The following is a 20,114-nucleotide window of genomic DNA, read 5'->3' on the forward strand; positions in this document are numbered from 1 at the left end:
AGGTGGATGTATATGCTAGGGGTTTGTTTATTGTATGTAGGTATGGTACTTATAAATAACGGGATAACAAGACTTTATAAGATAGATGGAAAGTCTTCTTCTATAATGAATATATTTACAGGTCTTCTATCAATAGTGATAAATATTATTTCACTCGTAAAAGGAGATTACTATTCAGCAGGAACAGGACTATTATTTGGATTTACATATTTATTTGTTGCAATAAATGGAATTTATAAATTAGACCAAAGACCTTTTGGCTGGTATAGCTTATTTGTTGCAATAAATACAGTTCCATTTGCAATTGTTGATTATAATAATGGAGACTGGAAGATGACTACAATATGGCTACTATGGGGAATTCTATGGTTTACAGGATTTTTAGAAAATGTCTGTAAGAAGAATCTAGAAAAATATGTACCTTACTTATCTATATTTGAGGGTATATTTACAGGTTGGATTCCAGGATTATTAATGATTTTAAATATATGGAATTAAGAATTTTTGATTTAATATAAGGTTTTATATAAAAAGGAGGAAAATTAGATATGTTAGTAGAAAAAGTGATAGGGAAAATAAGTGATACAAAGTTTACAGGTAAAAAAGTAGATTATATTGATATAGAGTGGCATGAAGCCTTTAAAAAGTTACATAAAAAAATTAGCAGAAATGGTTTAGAAGTAGGTATTAAATTAGACAATGATATATTAACTAGAGGCCTTAGACAAGGAGATATATTAGGAATAAATGAGGATACTATAATCGCAGTAAACATACCTCATACAAAATCTTTAGTAATCAATGTAGATAATCCTACCTTAATACCTAAGGTGTGTTATGAAATTGGAAATAAACATGCTACTTTATTTAGAGGAGAAACTGATAATCAATTTATAACAATATTTGATGAGCCTATGAAAATTATGCTAGAAAAGTTAGGAGTATCAGTTGAAGAAAAAGAAGTGAAATTTGATTTTGAAAAAAGTATTTCATCATCTATTAACAACCATCACCATTAAGGTTTAATCTTTGAGGTGAATAAATATGAATAAGACTATAGATAAGAATATATTTCTTTTATTACAAATTAATGATGCTTTATTTCCAATAGGTGCTTATAGTCACTCTTATGGATTAGAAACTTATATACAAAAAAATATAGTAAAAGACATAGATACAGTTTTTAAATATCTTAGATGTAACTTAAAAACTAATATTCTATATACTGAGCTTTTATCTATATCCTTAGCTTATGATTATGCTGAGGATAATAAATCAAATGAAATAATTAGACTTGAAGAAATAATAAATGCTAGCAAAATACCTAGCGAAATAAGATTAGCATCCCAGAAGCTAGGATCTAGATTTATTAAAACCGTAGAAGCAATAGAAATAAATACTAAGAGTCAAATATTTAACAATTATATAAAAGCCAGCAAAGAAATACAACCAACTCATGCGGTGGCATATGGAGTATTTTGTTCAGCAGTAGGAATAGAAAAGATGAAGGCTATAGAAGGATTTTTATATTCATATACATCATCGACTATTACTACTTGTGTAAAATCTATTCCACTTAGCCAAACACATGGTCAAAGATTATTATACAAAAGTTATGAAATATTTGAAGAGATACTTAGTATACTACCAAGTCTTACATTAAAAGACTTATGTATATCAACACCAGGTTTTGATATTAGGTGTATGCAACATGAAACACTTTATTCAAGATTATACATGTCATAATAGGGAGGATATTTAATATGTCATATGTAAAAATAGGAGTAGCAGGTCCAGTAGGTTCAGGGAAAACTGCATTAATAGAATGTTTGATAAGACTTATGAGTAAGGAATACAGTATAGGCGTTATAACTAACGATATATATACAAAGGAAGATGCTGAGTTTTTATCAAAAAATAGTATACTTCCAAGAGAGAGAATAATAGGGGTTGAGACTGGAGGATGTCCCCATACAGCAATTCGTGAAGATGCATCTATGAACTTGGAAGCTGTAGATGAATTATCTGAAAAATTTCCAGATTTAGATATTATATTTATTGAAAGTGGTGGAGATAATTTATCAGCTACATTTAGTCCAGAGTTATCAGATGCAACTATTTTTGTAATAGATGTTGCAGAAGGAGATAAAATACCTAGAAAAGGTGGACCCGGCATTACTCGCTCCGACTTATTAGTAATAAATAAAATTGACCTAGCTCCATACGTTGGAGCTGATTTATCAGTTATGGATAGGGATTCGAGAAAAATGAGAAAAGAGAAACCTTTTATGTTTACAAATATAAGAGGTTTAGAAGGTGTTGATAAAATAGTAGACTGGATAAAAAGTAATGTTTTACTTGAGGGACTAAAGTAGTATGAACTGTATAAGCAATAAGTATATAAAAACTTCAAAAGTAAACATAACGACATTAAATAAGTATGGGAAAACTATACTTGATGATATTTACTTTACTGCACCATTTAAAGTATCACAACCCTTTTACAAAGAGGATAATTCTATAAAAGTTATTATTATGTCTTCATCAGCTGGTATTATGGCAGGGGACATACAGGAATATAATATAACTGTAGAGGATAACACAAATATAGAAGTTACATCTCAGTCTTATGAAAAAATTCATAAAATGGAAGAAGGAGATGCACATAGAAAATGTAATATTATTGTTGGAAGTAATAGTTTGTTAAAGTATAAACCTCTTCCAACGATTCCTTTTAAGGACTCTGCTTTTAATAGTAATATGAGCATAACCTTAAAAGATAAGTCATCAAGACTTATACTTATAGATATTATAAGTTGTGGAAGAGTTGCTTTTGGTGAAAGCTTTGAATATAAATATTATAAATCCTACACTGAGGTAAAATGCTGTGATAAATTAGTTTATATTGATAATACTTTTTATGATTCTTCTATTATAGATTTAAGTAATTTCGGTATGTTTGAAGGATATAGCCATTTAGCAAATATGTTAATATGTAACTTTGGTGATCCTATTGAAAAATTAGATTTAGTAAGAGTCATTATAGAAAATAATGAAGATATAAATGGAGGTGCTACCTTAACTCAAAGTAAGGATATAAGTATAAAAGTTTTTGGATATAGTGCACAGAAGCTTATAAGTGTAAGTGAAGAGATAAGTGAAATTTTTGAAAATATATACTAAATCTGATATACCAAATAAATAAAGTTTATTTTATTCTAAAATAGCAACTAGCATCTAGCAATTAAAAATACATTCTAAATGTATAAACCACTACGCTAGGAAACAGTAAGTTAAAATAAGAATCATAAAAATACCGAAATTATAAGATTTAAAGCGATATATTATAAATTATTATTAAAGCTATGGATCCACAATTGTGATTCCATAGCTTTAATAATTTACTTGTATAGATATTTTTATAATAAAATCATCGTTATTTTTACTTACTACCTCATCAAATATTACATCTGAATAAGAATCACCAATTATACATAAATCATTAGCTTCAATAAATTTCACCAATTTTTTATATAAAATTGGTGTTTTATCAAAATACCCTTTAATATATCCAACTGCGTATAGTCCCTTAGGCTTTACAATTATATTTTCATTAGAATCATCTCTATTAACCTTAGTATAGTAATAATCATAGCCAGTATAATCCTTTTTATGTAATTTATAACGGCTTATAATAATGCCTAGTGGGTAGCCTATGTATAAATCATTTTTATAACAATAATCTAGATGATCCAGATAACAATTTAAATCATAGGAATCATAACTAATGTTTACTGGCTTACTAAGTAGTAGATACTCTTCATCTTGTTCTTCAACTATTATATCAGTATTAAAACTTTCACCTTCTTTAATAAGGTTAATTTTATTAAAAAGTATTTCTTGTTTTCTTCTTAAACTATTTATTTCTTTTTCGATTTCTTCATATTTATTTCTAAAAAGATTTAAGATTCTTTCTGGATTTCTATTATCCATTAAATTTTTAATATCTTTAAGAGGCATACCTATTTCTTTTAAAGTATATATAACACTAAATAAATCTAACTGATACTCAGAATAGTATCTATAGCCATTATCTTCTACTTTCTCAGGTTTAAAAAGTCCTATTTCGTCATAGTGAAATAAAGTTTTTTTATTTATTTTAAATAGCTTAGCAAATTCTCCTGTAGAAAAATATCTTTTTTCATTTATACTCATTTTTATTATTCTCCTTATTGACTATCCTGTAACAGGATACTTTATTATATATTAGTGAAATAAATATATCAAGGAGGTAATGATGAGTAATTCATTAGAAAATAAGATAAGCTTGACATCTTTAATTAAATATACATTTCCAACAGTTGTTATGATGGTATTTTTCTCGTTGAGTACAATCATAGATGGAATTTTTGTATCTAGATATGTTGGGGCAAATGCATTATCTGCAACTAATATTGTTTACCCTGTAATAAATATTTTAATAGGTATAAGTGTAATGTTTGCAACTGGGGGAAATGCCATTGTAGCAAAATTTATGGGGGAAGGAAAAAATCAAGAAGCTAAAGAAACTTTTACCCTTATTACATTAAGTGCATTAACAACTGGATTGATAGTAGCGGTATTATCTATTATATTTATAAAGGATATAATTTACGCTTTAGGAGCAACTGATAGTTTATATAAAAATTGTTATGATTATTTAGTTGTATTTTTAATTTTTGCACCTGTTATGATATCAAAACTGTTTTTTGATTATTTCTTAGTTACAGCAGGAGTGCCAAAATTAGGTCTTATAAGTTCAGTATCAGGAGGTATAATAAATATTATTTTAGACTATTTATTTATAGTTGAATTTAAAATGGGAGCATTAGGAGCAGCACTTGCTACTTGTATAAGCTATGCACTTCCTGCAATGGTTGGAGTTATTTATTTTTTAAGAAAAAGTAATGTCTTATGCTTTATAAAGCCTAAATTTAATATGAAATTGATTTTAGATAGCTGTATGAATGGATCTAGTGAAATGGTAACTCAAATGTCAGGTGCAGTTACAACATTTTTATATAATGCAGCAATGCTTAAGTTTTTAGGTGAAGATGGTGTAGCTTCTATAACAATAATAATTTATGTTCAGTTTTTATTAAACTCAGCTTATATAGGATTTACTTCAGGTGTATCACCTCGTATAAGCTATAATTATGGTAGTAAGGATGATGAACAGTTAAGAAAAATAGTAAAATATAGCTTTACGATTGTATCTGTATTTGCAGTTTTTATCTTTATATCATCCAGGTCTTTTTCAAATATTATAATAAGTATGTTTTCATCAAAAGGAACTGAATTATATGATATAACTTTCAATGGATTTATGATATTTTCATTTAATTTCTTAGTTGTTGGCATAAATATTTTTACTTCTGGAATGTTTACGGCATTTTCAAATGGTAAGATATCTGCAATGCTTTCTATTCTTAGAACGTTTATACTATTTACTATAGGTATTATAACTTTACCAAGCTTTTTAGGTGTAAATGGTGTATGGATGGTTGTTCCATTTGCTGAGTTCACAACGTTTATAATTTCTATGGTATTTATAAATAGATATAAAAAAATCTATATGTATGGCAAAAAAGATGAAAGTTTAAATTTAGCATAATATATATTTCAATTGAATAATTTTAAATTATTGCTCTTACTTATACTAAGGTGTAGGTGAGAGCTTTTTATATGAAATTATAGTATAATCAGGTTATAAGTATATTAAATTATAAAACTTGGTAAAATATATACATAATTAAAAAAGGAGAAGTTTATGAGAAAATATACTTTTAATACTAGAGAAGAAGTTGTAGAGTTTTTAGAAAAGCATAATTTTAAATACTATATCCCAAGAGTAGAAGAGTACATGAGCGCTATTAAAGATGACCTTAAATCTTATTATGTAGAGCTATCTGATTCTGGTGAAGTAAAAAACTGTGGAATTATATCTATAACGGGTGGAGCAGAACTTAAGGAAAATTTTTTTGATTTTAATAAGATTAATGAATTTAAAAATACTGCTTACAATAGACAATATAGAGAACAGAAATATAAAGAAGGAATTGAAAATGATTATTTTTAAATTAGTATCATAAAATATAATCTTTAAGTTATAACTAATTCAACTTTACTATAATAAATAAAAAAACTAGCTAGTTGAAATAGTATATTCCATTAGCTAGTTTTCTTATATTTTTAAAGTTTATAGTATTATGTAATTTACAATTTACTAATTTTCCATAGATTCCTTGTTTCTTTAAGAAATACATCAACATCCCAAGATTTTGAAGAGTTATATTTACTGTTTGGATCATTGATTTTTATTTTCCCATCACTAGTTAAACCAGTCAATACAAGAAAATGACCTGTTGAAGTAAAAGTATCAGGACCAACTGTTACAATAATTGGATTACCAGCTTCTAATGTTGATAAAATAGAAGACTTACTTAAAGATAATTCTTGACTATCTAAACCAAAGTGTCTAGCACCTGTAGATATTAGGCTCCAGCTAGAACCTACCCCTTCGACATAAAACCCATTATCATAGGCATAATTACTAACAACTAATGGATTAATATCAGTATTTCCAGTAAGTCCAACAGCAACCATTGATAAAGAGGTTGGAGCACAACCAGCAACAGCTATATAGTCATCTCCATATTTATCATATCCCCATTTTTCATCCCATTGTAAAAATAATGGAATTTCACCAGATTTATAATAATCTTTTATAGAAATACTTTTTTTATTTTTTTGTAAATGATCAGGATAATCATATACAAAATCCACCGTTTCTATATTCTTACTTAGTAATTCTAAAAGCTCACTAGGATATTTATCTATATTTTTTAATATAGAATTGATTTTAGAATTTGAATAAGCTTGTTTTTCTAAATTGTTAATAATTTCATTTCTTGTAATTAAAAAATATTTATTACTAGATTTATTTAAACTTATTTTTGAAAAAGTAATATAGATTAAAAATAATACTATAGTAGATAATATTATAACAACTCCTATACTAAATTTCTTTTTATACACGTTAATATTATGATTCATAAAAACCTCCATTTTGATTTATTAAAATTGTCATTTAAGAAAAACTAAAAAGTTTTAATTTATAAATTGATTATAGAGTTTAAATATTACACAAATTTAAATTAAATCTTAAGTTTTCTTAAGTTTTAAAAATGAGTTTAATAATATAAAGTTTTATATAAAAAGAAAATCAATAAATTTTTAAAGTTTTAAATTATAGGAATAATATTTACAGGAGTGGTTAATATATAATCAGATAGTTAATTAAATTTAATTATCAACCAACACTTACTATTAAAAATCTTGATGATATTTAAGCTTTTTAATAGTATCTTTGGAAGTGATGGCGACTAGATATTTGAAAAAATATCATATTAAATATACTGAGTTTAATAGATTTCCTCAGTCTATTAGGGTGCAGATAGCTTCAGTATAATACCCAAAGATTAGAACATAGGCTTAATTGCAAACTATATTTAATAAAAGTCATAGAGGATAAGGATGTAATTTATTTTACTCCTTGAAAAAGCACTGAATTTGAAGGCTTAGACTATCAAATCAGTGCTTTTTATTGTATAAACAAAGTATTATTTTATCTTTATAAATATATTTAAATTATTTTACGTTTTATAGTTTTTTACCTACACAAGCCATATAAATTACAAATTCATCTACTCCATCTAAATCTAGCATGTTATCAATTATATCTTGATCATAAATTCCAATAGCACAAGTACCATGGTTAAGAGATTCAGAAGCTATGTAAAGATTTTGACAAACATGCCCAATATCTATAAGTATTTTTTTATGTGCAGTTATATTAAATTTATGCTCACTTCTATATGGAATACAGCTCCAAGCAAATACAACAGCACTTTTAGATACAAAACCTTGAACAAAAGGCTGATTTGGAGTTGCTTTATCTATTGCATCATCTACATTGTTTAAAGATTTTATAAGTAAAAGTTTATGTTCTAGAGGTAAATATCTATAAACTCCACATTTTAAATTTTCAACATTATTTATTATTAAATATGTTTCAAAAGGATGAGTACAGCCAGCAGAAGGTACTGTTCTTAATGCACTTGATTTGTCTTTTACAGTTTGGATTCCTTGAGTAGCCCAAAGTAAATATGAAAGTTCTGCTAAAGTTATTTTTTCATTACTATACTTTCTTACACTTCTTCTATCATTTATACAATCTAGTATATTAGGTTTAACTAAAATGTCTTTATCTACAGAAGGCAATTCTATTAACTCAGAATTTGAATTATACTCTTTTTGAAAAGAAGGGGCAGGTATTCCCTTTTGCTTGTCAGTTTTTATTTGTTTTAGTATTTCAAAATCCGCTTTGAAAAACTCTCTGTTTTGTGAAATTTTATCCATAGATGTCTCCTTATTAAAATGTATAATTTTTATATTTATCCTATCATATCACATATATAAATACAATATAAGCAAATATAATTAGTAAACATTATATATTAAAAGTTATAGCTTATTTAATAATTAATTTATATGAAAAACAAATAATGAAAATTTTTAAAATCGATGAATAGTATTTTAAGTAATGGTTAATATATAATCAGATAGTTAATTAAATTTGATTATCTACCATCACTTGCTAGGCAAAAGCTAGATTTTATCTAACCTTTTGATAGCATCTTTGGAAGTGATTGGTGACTAGATATTTCTAAAATATCATATTAAATATAATGAATCTACTAGATTTCCTCAATCTACTAGAATGCAAATAGTTTTTCTCTAATACCCAAAGGTTAGAACACAAGCTAACTTGCAAACTGTATTTAATAAAAGTCATAGAGGATAAGGATGTAATTTATGTTACTCCTTGAAAAAGCACTGAATTTGAAAGCTTAGGCTATCAAATCAGTGCTTTTTTTATTTTAAAGTAATTTGGAATATATACAAGTTTATAAACATATAAATATATAAGTTTTAAAGCAAATTTACGAAGGGGATGAACGTATGAGATATTACAGTAAATCTACTAATGAAACCTTAAAATATCTAAAAGTAAATCCTGAAATTGGATTAAGTAATAGTGATATAGAAAACAGAAGACAAAAGTATGGTTATAATGAATTTAAAATCAAAGAAGGTAAATCATTACTAGAATCGATAAGTGATAGTATTATGGAGCCAATGATATTAATTTTATTAGGAGCTGCAGTAATAAGCGCTTTTATTGGAGAAGTTCATGATGCATTTGGAATTCTAGGAGCTATAATTTTAGGACTATCTATAGGCGCAGCAACAGAAAGTAAATCTAAAAAAGCAGCCCAAGCCCTATCAAAATTAACTGAAAATATAGAGGTCAAGGTATTAAGAAATGGGAAAATACATCAAATATCAAAAAGAGATTTAGTACCTGGAGATATTGTTTACATAGAAAGTGGAAATATGATACCTGCAGATGGTAGACTTATCCAGTCCATTAACTTAAAGTTAAGAGAGGACATGCTTACAGGTGAGTCTGCAGATGTCTTAAAAAATGCAGATGAGATAGTAGATATGGATGTAGTATATGGAGAAACCGAAATAATAGAACAAGATACTATACCAGCAAAACAAGTTAATATGGTATTTGGAGGTACCCTTGTAGCTTATGGAAGAGGAATCATGGTAGTAACAACTATAGGGGATAAGACAGAAATGGGTAAAATAGCACAAAATATAGGTGACGAGGATATTCAAACTCCTCTTCAATTAAAGCTTGGAAAATTAGGTGCTAGAATAGCTATTGTTTCTGGAATTATAGCATTTTTTCTATGTATGTATATGATTATGAAAATGAATTTAAATGGGACAATAAAGTTAGATACATCAGGTATAATACCATTTTTAAAATCACTAGAACCTGCAAAAGAAGCATATATGGTTTGTATAGCATTAATTGTAGCAACTGTCCCAGAAGGTTTACCAACTATGGTAAATATTACACTAGCCATAACTATGCAAAAGATGGCAAAGATAAATGCTTTAGTAACTAAAAAAGAAGCCTGTGAGACTATAGGTTGTGTATCTATAATTTGTTCTGATAAAACTGGTACTCTAACTCAAAATAAAATGATGGTTGAAGTTGCATATGTAGATGGAAAATATATTGATAATAATGATTATCATAGCAATAGTTACTTTGAAGAAAACTGTATAGTAAACTCAACTGCTGATATTGAAAAAGATGAAAAAGATTACAAGTACATAGGTAGTGCAACTGAATGTGCATTGCTTTTATATCATAGAAATAAAGATTACAATAAGTTTAGAAAAGAAGTTAATTTAGTATCACAAGTTCCATTTAATTCTGATAAAAAGAGAATGTCATCTTTGATAAATATGAAAAATAATGGCGTTTTTTTAAGTAAAGGAGCACCAGAAGTTTTATTAGAAAAATGTGCATATATCCAAAAAGACACAAATGTAGTAGCTTTAACACCACAGATGAAGAAAGATATACTTCGTGAAATTAGAAAGCTTCAAGTTAAATCTATGAGAACATTAGGTTTTGCTTATAAAACTATAGATAAATCAGCTATGCAAGTTGCTCTAACTTATGAAAATGAACTTGCTATTAGTGAAGATTTAGGATTTTATGAAAGTGGCAAAGATTTAATCTTTGGAGGCTTTGTTGGGATAGTTGATCCTTTAAGAAAAGGAGTAAAAGAATCTATTCAAATAGCCTATGATGCAGGAGTAAAAGTAAAAATGCTTACAGGAGATAATATAAATACAGCAAAGGCTATAGGAAAAGAAATAGGTCTTTTGGAAGATGGTAAAAAAGCAGTAGATGCAACTTACATAGATGTGTTATCAGATGAAGAGTTAAAAGAAGAAATAAATGAGATTTCTATTGTAGCAAGGTCTAAACCTGATACAAAGATGAGAATAGTACAAGCTCTTCAAAGTAATTTAGAAGTAGTAGCAGTTACTGGAGATGGTATAAATGATGCTCCTGCTTTAAGCAAAGCAGATGTTGGAATTTCAATGGGTATATCAGGAACTGAGGTTTCAAAAAACGCATCAGATATAATACTTACAGATGATAGTTTTAGTACTATAGTTGATGGAATAAAATGGGGAAGAGGTATTTATGAAAACTTTCAAAGATTTATACAGTTTCAGCTTACTGTCAATATAGTGGCTTTTATGATAGCTGTAATTTCTCAAATTATGGGTACAGAAATGCCATTTACTACAATACAGCTATTATGGGTAAATATCATTATGGATGGACCTCCAGCTTTGGCTTTAGGATTAGAGCCAGTTAGAGACTATGTTCTTAAGAGAAAACCAATTAAAAGAAGAGCTAGTATTATAGCAAAAAATATGCTAGCAAATATAATTATAAATGCAGTGCTTATAATATCAATAGTAAATCTTCAATCTTTTTTCAATGTGTTAAATGCCTCTCCAGAAGAACAAGGAACTGTAGTATTTTCAGTTTTTGCTTTTAGCGCATTGTTTAATGCTTTAAGTTGTCGTGAGTTTGGACTTAATAGTGTAATACCTAATTTCTTTAAGAATAAATTGGCATTGTATGTAATTTTTATAACTGGGATAGTACAAGTTTTATTTACACAAGTTTTTAGAAACTTTTTTAATTCAGTAGCACTTAGTAATTTTATGTGGATAAAAATAATACTCCTTTCATCAATGGTGCTTATTTTAAATGAAGCAGTTAAGTTTATTCTTAGAGTAATGAGAAAACAAGGACATATGGTTAGAAATATTAGAAGAGTTAATAAATAATAAAAGGTAAAAGGAACTATGGCTAAGATTATAGCTCCTTTTACTTTTTATCATTTATAAAGTATTCAATTAAATAGGCCATTAATATAATCCCTATTATATCTATTATGAATCTTATTAATGTAAAGCGAAAACCTAATGAACTAATTTCAAATAAAAGTGTAGAGAATTTAGATACACACCATGCATTTAAGAAAATTAAAGTATTAGATAGTTTAACACCTTTTTTTATCAATACCTCAGTAAATGGAAAAGCAGCATACATAGGACCTGCAGCAAAAAAAGCCATTAAAAAGGATATAATTATCCCAAAAATCCCTGACTCTTTTCCCATATATTTTACAAACTTTTCTCTAGAAATCCATACATCTATTAATCCTAGAATTATCATAATTGGTGGAAGAACTGATAACATTTGAATAATACTTAAATAACTTTTATTCATTATATTAAAATACAAGCTTCTATTTAAAAAATAAACTATAAAGCATAAACATAAGGAAATTAAAAAGACTTTATATCGATTTAAAATTAATTTAATTTTCATCAATTAAATATACCTCCTATAATAATTGCAACTATAAATGAAAAAAGGAAGGCAAATACATTTCTATAAAGTGCACACTTTTTGCCTAAAAATTTTGATTCTAGCTTAAATGTTAATATCCCTACCATAGTTGATGTAGATATAAAAGCTGCTACTTGAGCATAACCTGCACCACACTTTAATAATAAATCTCCTGTTGAAAATGCTACAAATGTAGGCATAGTAGTAATTGACCCCAATATAGAAGCAATAAATACTCCAAATATATTTGAATTAGGGCCTATATAGCTTGAAATTTTTTCTGGACTTAATATCGATAATATTAAACTAATAATTAAAACTATAGCTAGAAATTGAGGCATTATATTTTCGAAAGATTTTAATCCCTTTAAGATAGCTGCTTTAGTTTTAGACTTATTTTTAAAATATGAAATCACAAGGAGCAACAAGCAAGTTGTATAAAGTAATATTGTTGTCATAAAAAACCTCCTAATATTAGATACTTTAGATTATGAAAAATTTATATTATTAGTGATATTTACAATCATAGTTCTTGTATACTCATAATAAAAGTAATGATTTAGGACAATTAATAATTCTATTTAAAATGTTTTAAATTAGCGAAAAAAGTCAAACGAAAGTTTTATAATTCACATGTAAATTACTAGCAATACAGACTGTATTGTACTAGAATTAATGTTGAGTTTTGATATAAAAACATAATTAGGGGGGAATAGAAATGAGTTTAAATTGTCAAAACATAAGTAGTACAAACTTATCTAGTAGTAAAAAAACAAGCTTTATACATTCCGAGGCTTTTACCAGGCACTTTACTTTTTTTAGCAACTATATTTGCTTTAATAATTGCAAATAGTCCTTTTAAAAATTTATATCATTATCTATTTGATGAAATTATTTTATTTGATCATTTTAATTTACATATGATTATAAATGATTTTTTTATGGCTATTTTCTTCTTAGTTGTTGGATGTGAAATAAAAAGAGAAATATTGTATGGTCATCTTTCAGATTTAAAAAAAGCAGCTTTTCCAATTTTAGCAGCATGTGGAGGTGTCATTTTTCCAGCTATAATATTTTTCACATTTAATTTATCAACACCTTATTCATCAGGTGTAGGTATTCCAATATCTACAGATATAGCATTTGCAGTAGGCGTTTTTATGATTTTTAAAAATAAATTAAATACATCTCTAAAAGTATTTTTATTATCTTTGGCAGTTGTAGATGATTTATTATCTATACTTATGATAGCTATTTTATACTCATCAAACTTCAATTATTATGCATTAGGAGCTGCATTGTTAATTGTAAGTTTTATAGCGTTATTAAATAAACTTAATAAAAATAATTACTTATTATCATACTTAGTAGGTGGTTTTTTCCTTTGGGGTGCTTTATATTTAAGTGGAATACATGCAACTATTTCTGGTGTAATTCTAGCTATGATAATTCCTATGAAATCAAATTCACATAATAAAACCATTATGGCTTCTGATAAAGTAGAACACTACTTTACTCCAATTTGTAATTTAATAATACTACCATTATTCGCATTTTCAAATACAGGTATAGACTTAAATATTAGCTTTGACATAGCAAATGCAAGTAACTTAATAAGTGGTATAGTTTTAGGTCTTGTCATAGGAAAGCCTTTAGGAATTATGATATTTACATATTTAGCAACAAAGCTTAATATTGCAGAAAAACCAAAAGGTACTAGGTGGTCCTCTATATTCTTAGTTTCTTTAATAGCAGGTATAGGGTTTACAATGTCTATATTCGTAACAGAAATAGCATTTGAAGGAAATTTACAAGTAATAAATTTAGCAAAAGCATCTATACTATTAGCCTCAATAATATCATGTACTTTGGCTTATGTGTGTATAGAAATAATGCCAAGTTTAACAGGATTTTATTCTAAATTAGCATCTAAAAACTTTATATTAAATAAATAAAAAAAGTGGATATCTTTAGACAGGTATCCACTTTTTTTGCCAATTTTATTGTATAATTATATATTAATATATCTATATATTATTGTATAATTGTATTATAGATTCAAATATGTAAGGGGGAAGTAATGCTTAATAATCTCGTTATAGTTAGAGGTGCTGGAGATATAGCAACCGGTATTATTCATAAATTAAATAGATGCGGATTCAATGTATTAGCTTTAGAAGTAGAATCTCCTTTGTCTATAAGAAGAAAGGTGTGCTTTAGTGAAGCTATATACAATAAAGAAGTGTGCATTGAAGGTGTTTTTGCTAGATTTATAGAAAATGAATATGAGTTAATAGAATCCTTTAAATTGAACAAAGTGTGTGTAGCTATTGATCCTAAAGGGAATTTAATAGATAAACTTAAACCAAAAGTAGTTATTGATTCTATACTTGCAAAAAAAAATTTAGGAACTTCTATTGATATGGCACCTATAACTATAGGTGTTGGCCCTGGTTTCGCAGCAGGATTTGATGTTGATTTTGTAATTGAAACTATGAGAGGTCATAATTTAGGTAGAGTAATTACAAAAGGAAGTGCATTGAAAAATACAGGTATTCCAGGAATAATAAATGGAGTAAGTAAGGATAGAGTTATTTATTCTAGTGAAAGTGGAATTATAAATAATATTTGTGAAATAGGCGAAATAGTAAGTAAAAACCAAGTTATAGCTACTATAAATACGGGTAATAAATCTATAGAAGTATTAGCTACTATTGATGGAGTTTTAAGAGGTATTATTAGAAATAATAGCATGGTTAAAGAAAATTTAAAGATTGCTGATATAGACCCAAGAATAGATGAAGTAAAAAACTGTACAACAATATCTGATAAAGCAAGATGCATAGCTGGAGGAGTGTTAGAAGCTATGCTAATGAAATGAGGTGAATTATAAAGTGAATGAGTTAATGCTAAAGAAAATATATGAAGAGTTAGAAATTGGGAATAGTGTTTGTATGGTTACACTTACAGAAGTTAAAGGTTCTAGTCCCGGAAAACAAGGAGCTACGATGGCTTTTTTTAAAGATGAGACTATTTTAGGGTCTGTTGGTGGAGGAATGGTTGAACACTGCGTTATAAATAAATGTAGGGAATGTTTATTATCTGGTGAAGATTTAAACTTTGAATACTCTCTAAATTCAGAATCTATGGAAGTTACTATGAACTGTGGAGGATACATAAAAGGATATATAAAAGTTTTTAAACCTAAGCCAAAAATTTTAATAATTGGAGCAGGACATGTCGGGTCAGCCCTTTATAAAATTTCAAAAACATTAGATTTCTACTCTATAATAGTCGACGATAGAGATGAATTTGCAAATAAACAAAGATTTAAAGATGCAAATGAGGTCTATTCAGGAGATATAGGTAAAATTTTACAAAGTATTAATTTAAATGACAATACATATGTTGTTATAGCTACTAGAGGCTATGAGAAGGATATAGAAGCTTTAAGAGTGATTATAGATAAAGATGTATCCTATATAGGTATGATTGGAAGCAAGAAGAAATGGAGAACTTTGAAATCTGAACTTTTATCTGAAGGTGTAGATGAAAATTTACTTAATTCAGTGTATTCACCAGTAGGTCTTAATATATCATCTAATGATATTGATGAAATAGCTTTTGGAATAATGGCAGAAATATTGTTAGTAAAAAATAAAGGAGAACTTTCTCATAGAAAAGATAAGAAGTAAATATATACTTTTTATAAAGAGGTGTTGTAATTATGATTGATAGATATAATAGAAATATAGATAAACTTGTTATATCACTTAAAAAAGACTCTAATTTAAGTAATGAAGATATAAAATTTGTAGTTAGTGTCTTATCAGAACTAGGAGTAACTATAGTTGACTTAGAAGTAGAGGATTCTACCGATGAATTAAAGATTTATGATTTAATTCAGTTTTTTAAAAGCAAATGTAATATAGAGTATATCGGAATAATAACAGATGGATTTGGACTTAAAGATAAAATTAATAAACTTAAATCTTTAGGTCTTACTGATATAGGAATAAGACTTGAGTCTTTAAAGCAGTACAAGTATAAGAAGTTAAATCACAATATAAATATAAATGAAGTTTTAGAAACAATGGATAAAAGCATAAACTTAAGACTAAATACAAGAATAATTTGTACAGTAATTAATGATTTTAATGTTGATGAAATATTGGACTTTATAAATTTAACTAAATTATTACCTGTAGAAATTTCTTTTTCTGAACTAGTTCCAAAACCTGATTGTATAAAATTTTTCAATAAAGCTTATGTAAATATGAATGATATAGTTGATTATATAAAAGATTTAGATAAACTTGACTATAAAGGGCAAAGATATAAATATTATAAACTTAAGGACTCTAGAGGAATTATAAGTATAGATACTCATAACGATTCTAGTGTATGTACAATGTGTAATGAAATTATTTTAGACGAATTTGGATTTTTAAAGCCTTGTATACATTCTAAATTGGGTATTAATATAGAAAAATACATAAATAAACCTCTTTTATTTAAAGAGGCTATTAGACAAAATATATATAAAAAAGATAATAAAAATTTATCATTTAATTAAAAATGTAGTATCTATACAGATACTACATTTTTTTTACCTTCTCTAAATTCTAAAATTGACTTTATCATATCAGTTCTTATACTTTCACCTAAATCAATTGTTTTAATTTTAGGATTTTCAATATGGCTATAAATCGGATCTAGAAACTCTATTTCTACATTTGCTGATTTAATTTTACCTATAGGCTCATACCCATTATAAATCTCTTTAGAATTTTTAATTACTAATGGAACTATAGGGCATTTAGCTTTGTATGCTATTTTTAAAGCTCCAGATTTAAATTCAGAAACTAAAGATTTTGGATCTTTTACCCAAGTTAAGTCTCCTTCTGGAAAAACTGCCATACTATGTCCACTTTTTATAACATTTGAAGCTTCTATAATGCTTTTTAAACCTTCTCTATTATTATGTCTATTAATATATATACTTCTTATTACGTCTGCCCATTTATTAACGATAGGCATCTTTTTCCATATAGGTTCATCTGCAATTATGCATCCTATAGGTCTATCTACACTGGATATTAGTATATAACTATCTAACATACTAGAGTGGTTTATTACAAATAAAACAGGCTCTTTTGGAATCTTTTCTTTTCCTAATACATTTACATTTATTTTTACTAGTTTTAAAGAATTTGTAGCTTGCTTTTTTAGAAAGCTAAACTTATTTTCCATACTATATCTATCAGGATATTTTAAAATTTTGTCTAGTTTAAATAAAGATAATATAAATCCTAAAATTTGAAAAATAGCAAATTTAATATAATTAAACACCTAAATCAATCTCCCTTTTGTATATGATATATTAAATATCTTAATTACCTTAGTTATATACTAGAAAGATTTTATCATAAAATGAAATTTAATAAAAGTCTTGATTAAATAAAGAACTACCTAAAAATTAGGTAGTTCTTTTTAAAAATTAAGCAACATTTTTTTCTTTTTCATCATGGCCATGTCTATTGTATTTTTTAGTATAAACAGTTATTAATAAAATTGCAGCTAAGATATATATAACTGCTGTTATGTAATATGCTTTTGAATATCCACCAGGGATTTTAAATAAAAACAATCTAGTAAATTGACCTGCAATTATAGATGTAACACCTCCAGCTACAAATATTAAAGAGTTATAAGCAGGTCGAGTATTCTTTGAAACAAACTCCATTGGTAATGAGTTCATTATTGGATTTGCACAGTTCATAAATCCTGATCTGAAAAATAACCCTGCTCCAACGGCAAAAACCATTGCACCCCCGAAAATTTTACCATTTGCTATTATAAGCATGAAAGGTGTTGATAAAATAGCTAATCCACCTAATGCAATAACATTTCCTAGTTTTTTAACTACCCATGGTGATATAACCAAGAATATTACCATAGCAAAATATTGATATGAAACTAAGTGAGAAGTTGTTGCTCTAGATATACCCAGTTCGTTATTTAAGAATACAGAGAAATACGGAACAATTAATGAAGCTCCAAATCTTATCATTGCAAAGTATAATAACCATAATAATACATATTTGTTTTTGAATATAGACCAGTCAAATTTTCTTTTTTCATGAGTTTCTTCATAGTAGTCTTGCTTTTTCTCTTTTATAAATAACAGAGGAATTAGAGAAAGAGCAGCTATTACAACAAACATTAATAAAACATCTCGTTGAGCTAAAACAAATTCATGTAATTGATGTGATGACATTGCTTTTAAATTTGCTGTTAATTGACTTGCTTGACTTGAAGATATTCCTAATCTTGATGCAAGTCTAATTACTGAGATACTACCACCAAACCAAGTGGCAAGTGTCATACCTATTACATTTATATACATAGCTCTTGAGAACACTTTAGTTCTATCATCTTCTGTCGTATATGCAGTAAGGTATGGAGGAAGAACAACGTCAAACAATGTAACTCCGACAAATATTGCTAATGTAGCTATTGGATAAATAAAATTAACATCAACATAGGAAATAGCTACCAATGCAATTATTATCATTATAGGTCCAGCAAGTATAATTTTCTTATATCCTAACTTTGGAACTAATAATAGCATAGCTGCGCATACAAAGCTACTTATTCCCATGTAAGTTGCAATTGAACTTGCTGTTGAAATATTAACTTGTTGTAAAAACGTTACAAGTACATCAAAAGCAACCCCACTCATAAGACCCATGAAGGCATAACTAACAATATACACCCAGCTATTGAAGTTAAATCTTTTTAACTCTTGTTGATTCATAAAAAAATCCCTCATTTCATTAAATTTTAAGATATAGCCACAATATATAGGAAAATGTTTCCTATATATTGATTCAATTTTACACCGTATGGAAAATTTTGCAATATAAAATAAAATTAAAGAAAAATAATATAAATTCGTTAAATTTGCTCAAATAAATAAAAAAATCTAAGGTATTCATGCCTATTGTATTATGTATTTAGCTTAAAGTATTTTTAATAAAACTTTTTTCGTTGGCCTTATAAAATTAAGTAAATCTAAAATAAAGCTAACTAAAACTACATAATTTTGAAAATTTTTTTATTCTCCTATTTATATGAAATTTTCTGAATTTTTTTATCTAAGTATAAATTAAAAAATAGTTAATAAAAATCTTTCGTTTTTATGCTAAAAAAATTTTTAGTTATTTTGGCAAATTTTCCTATATGTTTATATTAATTATTTATTTAGGAGTAATATTATTTAAGTAATTTATCATATTATTTAATAGTAAAACTTAATTACATTTTTAAGGAGGTAAGAATTTGAGTAGAAATTTTAACGAAGTTTCAAATGATAAACTTTTTAGAATTCGGATTTTATCAAGTTCAGGTGATAAAATTAGTTTGAAATTTCCAGTAGATTTTGTAAGGAGAATGATAAAAGTTAATGGTTTTAATTGGTTAAATTTTAAAAGTGATTTAATTGATACAAATAATTTATCACAACTAATAATTCATGCATTAAATGACAATTTAACAGGTAATATAGCTAACATACAAACTAAAAATAATGATTCAATAAAAATAAATATAGATTAAAATTTAAATTAACCTTGAATAAGATTATGTTTTCTTATAATATATTGATAACTTAAAATTATTATCGAAAGGAATCTAT

Annotated in this window: 20 protein-coding genes; 13 read left to right on the forward strand and 7 right to left on the reverse strand. The window is 26.7% G+C overall.

Annotated elements, in window-relative coordinates; translation table 11 throughout:
* Positions 1-12 precede the first annotated feature (12 nt).
* The 5 genes from ATCC9714_RS08030 to ATCC9714_RS08050 are packed head-to-tail and all read left to right on the forward strand — an operon-like array spanning position 13 to position 3,183.
* On the forward strand, positions 13-498 hold the full coding sequence (locus ATCC9714_RS08030; protein WP_021126250.1) for an AmiS/UreI family transporter: 486 nt from the start codon (positions 13-15) through the stop codon (positions 496-498).
* Between the two features lie 50 nt (positions 499-548).
* Positions 549-1,019, forward strand: a complete 471-nt coding sequence (locus ATCC9714_RS08035) for an urease accessory protein UreE (RefSeq protein WP_057544973.1) — start codon at positions 549-551, stop codon at positions 1,017-1,019.
* Positions 1,020-1,044: 25 nt separating this feature from the next.
* Complete coding sequence (locus tag ATCC9714_RS08040; RefSeq protein WP_021126247.1) at positions 1,045-1,746, forward strand: urease accessory protein UreF; 702 nt, start codon at positions 1,045-1,047, stop codon at positions 1,744-1,746.
* 17 nt (positions 1,747-1,763) lie between these two features.
* The gene (gene ureG / locus ATCC9714_RS08045) at positions 1,764-2,375 is read left to right on the forward strand and encodes an urease accessory protein UreG (RefSeq protein ID WP_021129776.1); all 612 of its coding nucleotides are present in this window, start codon (positions 1,764-1,766) and stop codon (positions 2,373-2,375) included.
* Between the two features lies 1 nt (position 2,376).
* The gene (locus ATCC9714_RS08050) at positions 2,377-3,183 is read left to right on the forward strand and encodes an urease accessory protein UreD (RefSeq protein ID WP_057544974.1); all 807 of its coding nucleotides are present in this window, start codon (positions 2,377-2,379) and stop codon (positions 3,181-3,183) included.
* A 210-nt stretch (positions 3,184-3,393) separates the two neighbouring features.
* On the opposite strand, the gene ATCC9714_RS08055 is transcribed toward ATCC9714_RS08050, so the two are convergent.
* A complete protein-coding gene (locus ATCC9714_RS08055) occupies positions 3,394-4,215 on the reverse strand; it encodes a MerR family transcriptional regulator (protein ID WP_021129774.1) in 822 nt (273 codons plus the stop codon).
* 82 nt (positions 4,216-4,297) lie between these two features.
* Between ATCC9714_RS08055 and ATCC9714_RS08060 the strand changes: the two genes are divergently transcribed.
* Entirely contained in the window at positions 4,298-5,653 is a 1,356-nt protein-coding gene (locus ATCC9714_RS08060; protein ID WP_057544975.1) for an MATE family efflux transporter, read from the forward strand.
* 156 nt (positions 5,654-5,809) lie between these two features.
* Entirely contained in the window at positions 5,810-6,118 is a 309-nt protein-coding gene (locus ATCC9714_RS08065; protein WP_021129772.1) for a hypothetical protein, read from the forward strand.
* 137 nt (positions 6,119-6,255) lie between these two features.
* Here the strand turns inward: ATCC9714_RS08065 and ATCC9714_RS08070 are convergent, their stop codons facing one another.
* Both ATCC9714_RS08070 and ATCC9714_RS08075 read right to left on the reverse strand, forming a co-directional pair.
* Positions 6,256-7,095 carry a C39 family peptidase gene (locus ATCC9714_RS08070; RefSeq protein ID WP_057574272.1) on the reverse strand — a complete coding sequence of 280 codons (840 nt, stop codon included), beginning with the start codon at positions 7,093-7,095 and terminating at the stop codon, positions 6,256-6,258.
* 606 nt (positions 7,096-7,701) lie between these two features.
* Entirely contained in the window at positions 7,702-8,460 is a 759-nt protein-coding gene (locus ATCC9714_RS08075) for a SagB/ThcOx family dehydrogenase (protein ID WP_057544977.1), read from the reverse strand.
* A 603-nt stretch (positions 8,461-9,063) separates the two neighbouring features.
* Here ATCC9714_RS08075 and ATCC9714_RS08080 point away from each other — a divergent pair.
* The gene (locus ATCC9714_RS08080; RefSeq protein WP_057544978.1) at positions 9,064-11,847 is read left to right on the forward strand and encodes a calcium-translocating P-type ATPase, PMCA-type; all 2,784 of its coding nucleotides are present in this window, start codon (positions 9,064-9,066) and stop codon (positions 11,845-11,847) included.
* Between the two features lie 40 nt (positions 11,848-11,887).
* Here ATCC9714_RS08080 and ATCC9714_RS08085 read toward each other — a convergent pair whose 3' ends face one another.
* Entirely contained in the window at positions 11,888-12,394 is a 507-nt protein-coding gene (locus ATCC9714_RS08085; protein ID WP_057544979.1) for a permease, read from the reverse strand.
* Positions 12,394-12,873 (reverse strand): permease, encoded by a 480-nt coding sequence (locus tag ATCC9714_RS08090; protein WP_057539517.1) that lies wholly within the window; start codon positions 12,871-12,873, stop codon positions 12,394-12,396. Before ATCC9714_RS08090 ends, ATCC9714_RS08085 begins: the two co-directional genes overlap by 1 nt.
* Positions 12,874-13,257: 384 nt before the next feature.
* On the opposite strand from ATCC9714_RS08090, the gene nhaA reads away from it, so the two are divergent.
* The 4 genes from nhaA (at position 13,258) to ATCC9714_RS08110 (ending at position 16,991) form a co-directional block, all read left to right on the forward strand.
* Positions 13,258-14,370, forward strand: a complete 1,113-nt coding sequence (gene nhaA, locus ATCC9714_RS08095) for a Na+/H+ antiporter NhaA (RefSeq protein WP_244465170.1) — start codon at positions 13,258-13,260, stop codon at positions 14,368-14,370.
* Between the two features lie 125 nt (positions 14,371-14,495).
* On the forward strand, positions 14,496-15,296 hold the full coding sequence (gene yqeB / locus ATCC9714_RS08100) for a selenium-dependent molybdenum cofactor biosynthesis protein YqeB (protein WP_057544981.1): 801 nt from the start codon (positions 14,496-14,498) through the stop codon (positions 15,294-15,296).
* 13 nt (positions 15,297-15,309) lie between these two features.
* The gene (locus tag ATCC9714_RS08105; RefSeq protein WP_021126223.1) at positions 15,310-16,110 is read left to right on the forward strand and encodes an XdhC family protein; all 801 of its coding nucleotides are present in this window, start codon (positions 15,310-15,312) and stop codon (positions 16,108-16,110) included.
* A gap of 32 nt (positions 16,111-16,142) precedes the next feature.
* Positions 16,143-16,991, forward strand: coding sequence for a radical SAM protein (locus ATCC9714_RS08110; RefSeq protein ID WP_021126222.1), 849 nt, complete (start codon positions 16,143-16,145; stop codon positions 16,989-16,991).
* Positions 16,992-17,002: 11 nt separating this feature from the next.
* Here the strand turns inward: ATCC9714_RS08110 and ATCC9714_RS08115 are convergent, their stop codons facing one another.
* Positions 17,003-17,767, reverse strand: coding sequence for a lysophospholipid acyltransferase family protein (locus ATCC9714_RS08115; protein WP_057544982.1), 765 nt, complete (start codon positions 17,765-17,767; stop codon positions 17,003-17,005).
* A 148-nt stretch (positions 17,768-17,915) separates the two neighbouring features.
* Positions 17,916-19,235 carry an MFS transporter gene (locus ATCC9714_RS08120; RefSeq protein ID WP_057544983.1) on the reverse strand — a complete coding sequence of 440 codons (1,320 nt, stop codon included), beginning with the start codon at positions 19,233-19,235 and terminating at the stop codon, positions 17,916-17,918.
* A 524-nt stretch (positions 19,236-19,759) separates the two neighbouring features.
* Between ATCC9714_RS08120 and ATCC9714_RS08125 the strand changes: the two genes are divergently transcribed.
* The gene (locus ATCC9714_RS08125) at positions 19,760-20,035 is read left to right on the forward strand and encodes a hypothetical protein (protein WP_021126218.1); all 276 of its coding nucleotides are present in this window, start codon (positions 19,760-19,762) and stop codon (positions 20,033-20,035) included.
* The last annotated feature ends 79 nt before the right edge of the window (positions 20,036-20,114 follow it).

Origin of the sequence: Paraclostridium sordellii (assembly GCF_000953675.1) — a bacterium.
Classification (GTDB): domain Bacteria; phylum Bacillota; class Clostridia; order Peptostreptococcales; family Peptostreptococcaceae; genus Paraclostridium; species Paraclostridium sordellii.

What these genes read in the sequence shown, in the direction of transcription:
- ATCC9714_RS08030 (WP_021126250.1), top strand. Translation starts at nt 13, where the DNA reads ATGCTAGGGGTTTGTTTATTGTATGTAGGTATGGTACTTATAAATAAC.
- ATCC9714_RS08035 (WP_057544973.1), top strand. Translation starts at nt 549, where the DNA reads ATGTTAGTAGAAAAAGTGATAGGGAAAATAAGTGATACAAAGTTTACA.
- ATCC9714_RS08040 (WP_021126247.1), top strand. Translation starts at nt 1,045, where the DNA reads ATGAATAAGACTATAGATAAGAATATATTTCTTTTATTACAAATTAAT.
- ureG (WP_021129776.1), top strand. Translation starts at nt 1,764, where the DNA reads ATGTCATATGTAAAAATAGGAGTAGCAGGTCCAGTAGGTTCAGGGAAA.
- ATCC9714_RS08050 (WP_057544974.1), top strand. Translation starts at nt 2,377, where the DNA reads ATGAACTGTATAAGCAATAAGTATATAAAAACTTCAAAAGTAAACATA.
- ATCC9714_RS08055 (WP_021129774.1), bottom strand. Translation starts at nt 4,215, where the DNA reads ATGAGTATAAATGAAAAAAGATATTTTTCTACAGGAGAATTTGCTAAG.
- ATCC9714_RS08060 (WP_057544975.1), top strand. Translation starts at nt 4,298, where the DNA reads ATGAGTAATTCATTAGAAAATAAGATAAGCTTGACATCTTTAATTAAA.
- ATCC9714_RS08065 (WP_021129772.1), top strand. Translation starts at nt 5,810, where the DNA reads ATGAGAAAATATACTTTTAATACTAGAGAAGAAGTTGTAGAGTTTTTA.
- ATCC9714_RS08070 (WP_057574272.1), bottom strand. Translation starts at nt 7,095, where the DNA reads ATGAATCATAATATTAACGTGTATAAAAAGAAATTTAGTATAGGAGTT.
- ATCC9714_RS08075 (WP_057544977.1), bottom strand. Translation starts at nt 8,460, where the DNA reads ATGGATAAAATTTCACAAAACAGAGAGTTTTTCAAAGCGGATTTTGAA.
- ATCC9714_RS08080 (WP_057544978.1), top strand. Translation starts at nt 9,064, where the DNA reads ATGAGATATTACAGTAAATCTACTAATGAAACCTTAAAATATCTAAAA.
- ATCC9714_RS08085 (WP_057544979.1), bottom strand. Translation starts at nt 12,394, where the DNA reads ATGAAAATTAAATTAATTTTAAATCGATATAAAGTCTTTTTAATTTCC.
- ATCC9714_RS08090 (WP_057539517.1), bottom strand. Translation starts at nt 12,873, where the DNA reads ATGACAACAATATTACTTTATACAACTTGCTTGTTGCTCCTTGTGATT.
- yqeB (WP_057544981.1), top strand. Translation starts at nt 14,496, where the DNA reads ATGCTTAATAATCTCGTTATAGTTAGAGGTGCTGGAGATATAGCAACC.
- ATCC9714_RS08110 (WP_021126222.1), top strand. Translation starts at nt 16,143, where the DNA reads ATGATTGATAGATATAATAGAAATATAGATAAACTTGTTATATCACTT.
- ATCC9714_RS08120 (WP_057544983.1), bottom strand. Translation starts at nt 19,235, where the DNA reads ATGAATCAACAAGAGTTAAAAAGATTTAACTTCAATAGCTGGGTGTAT.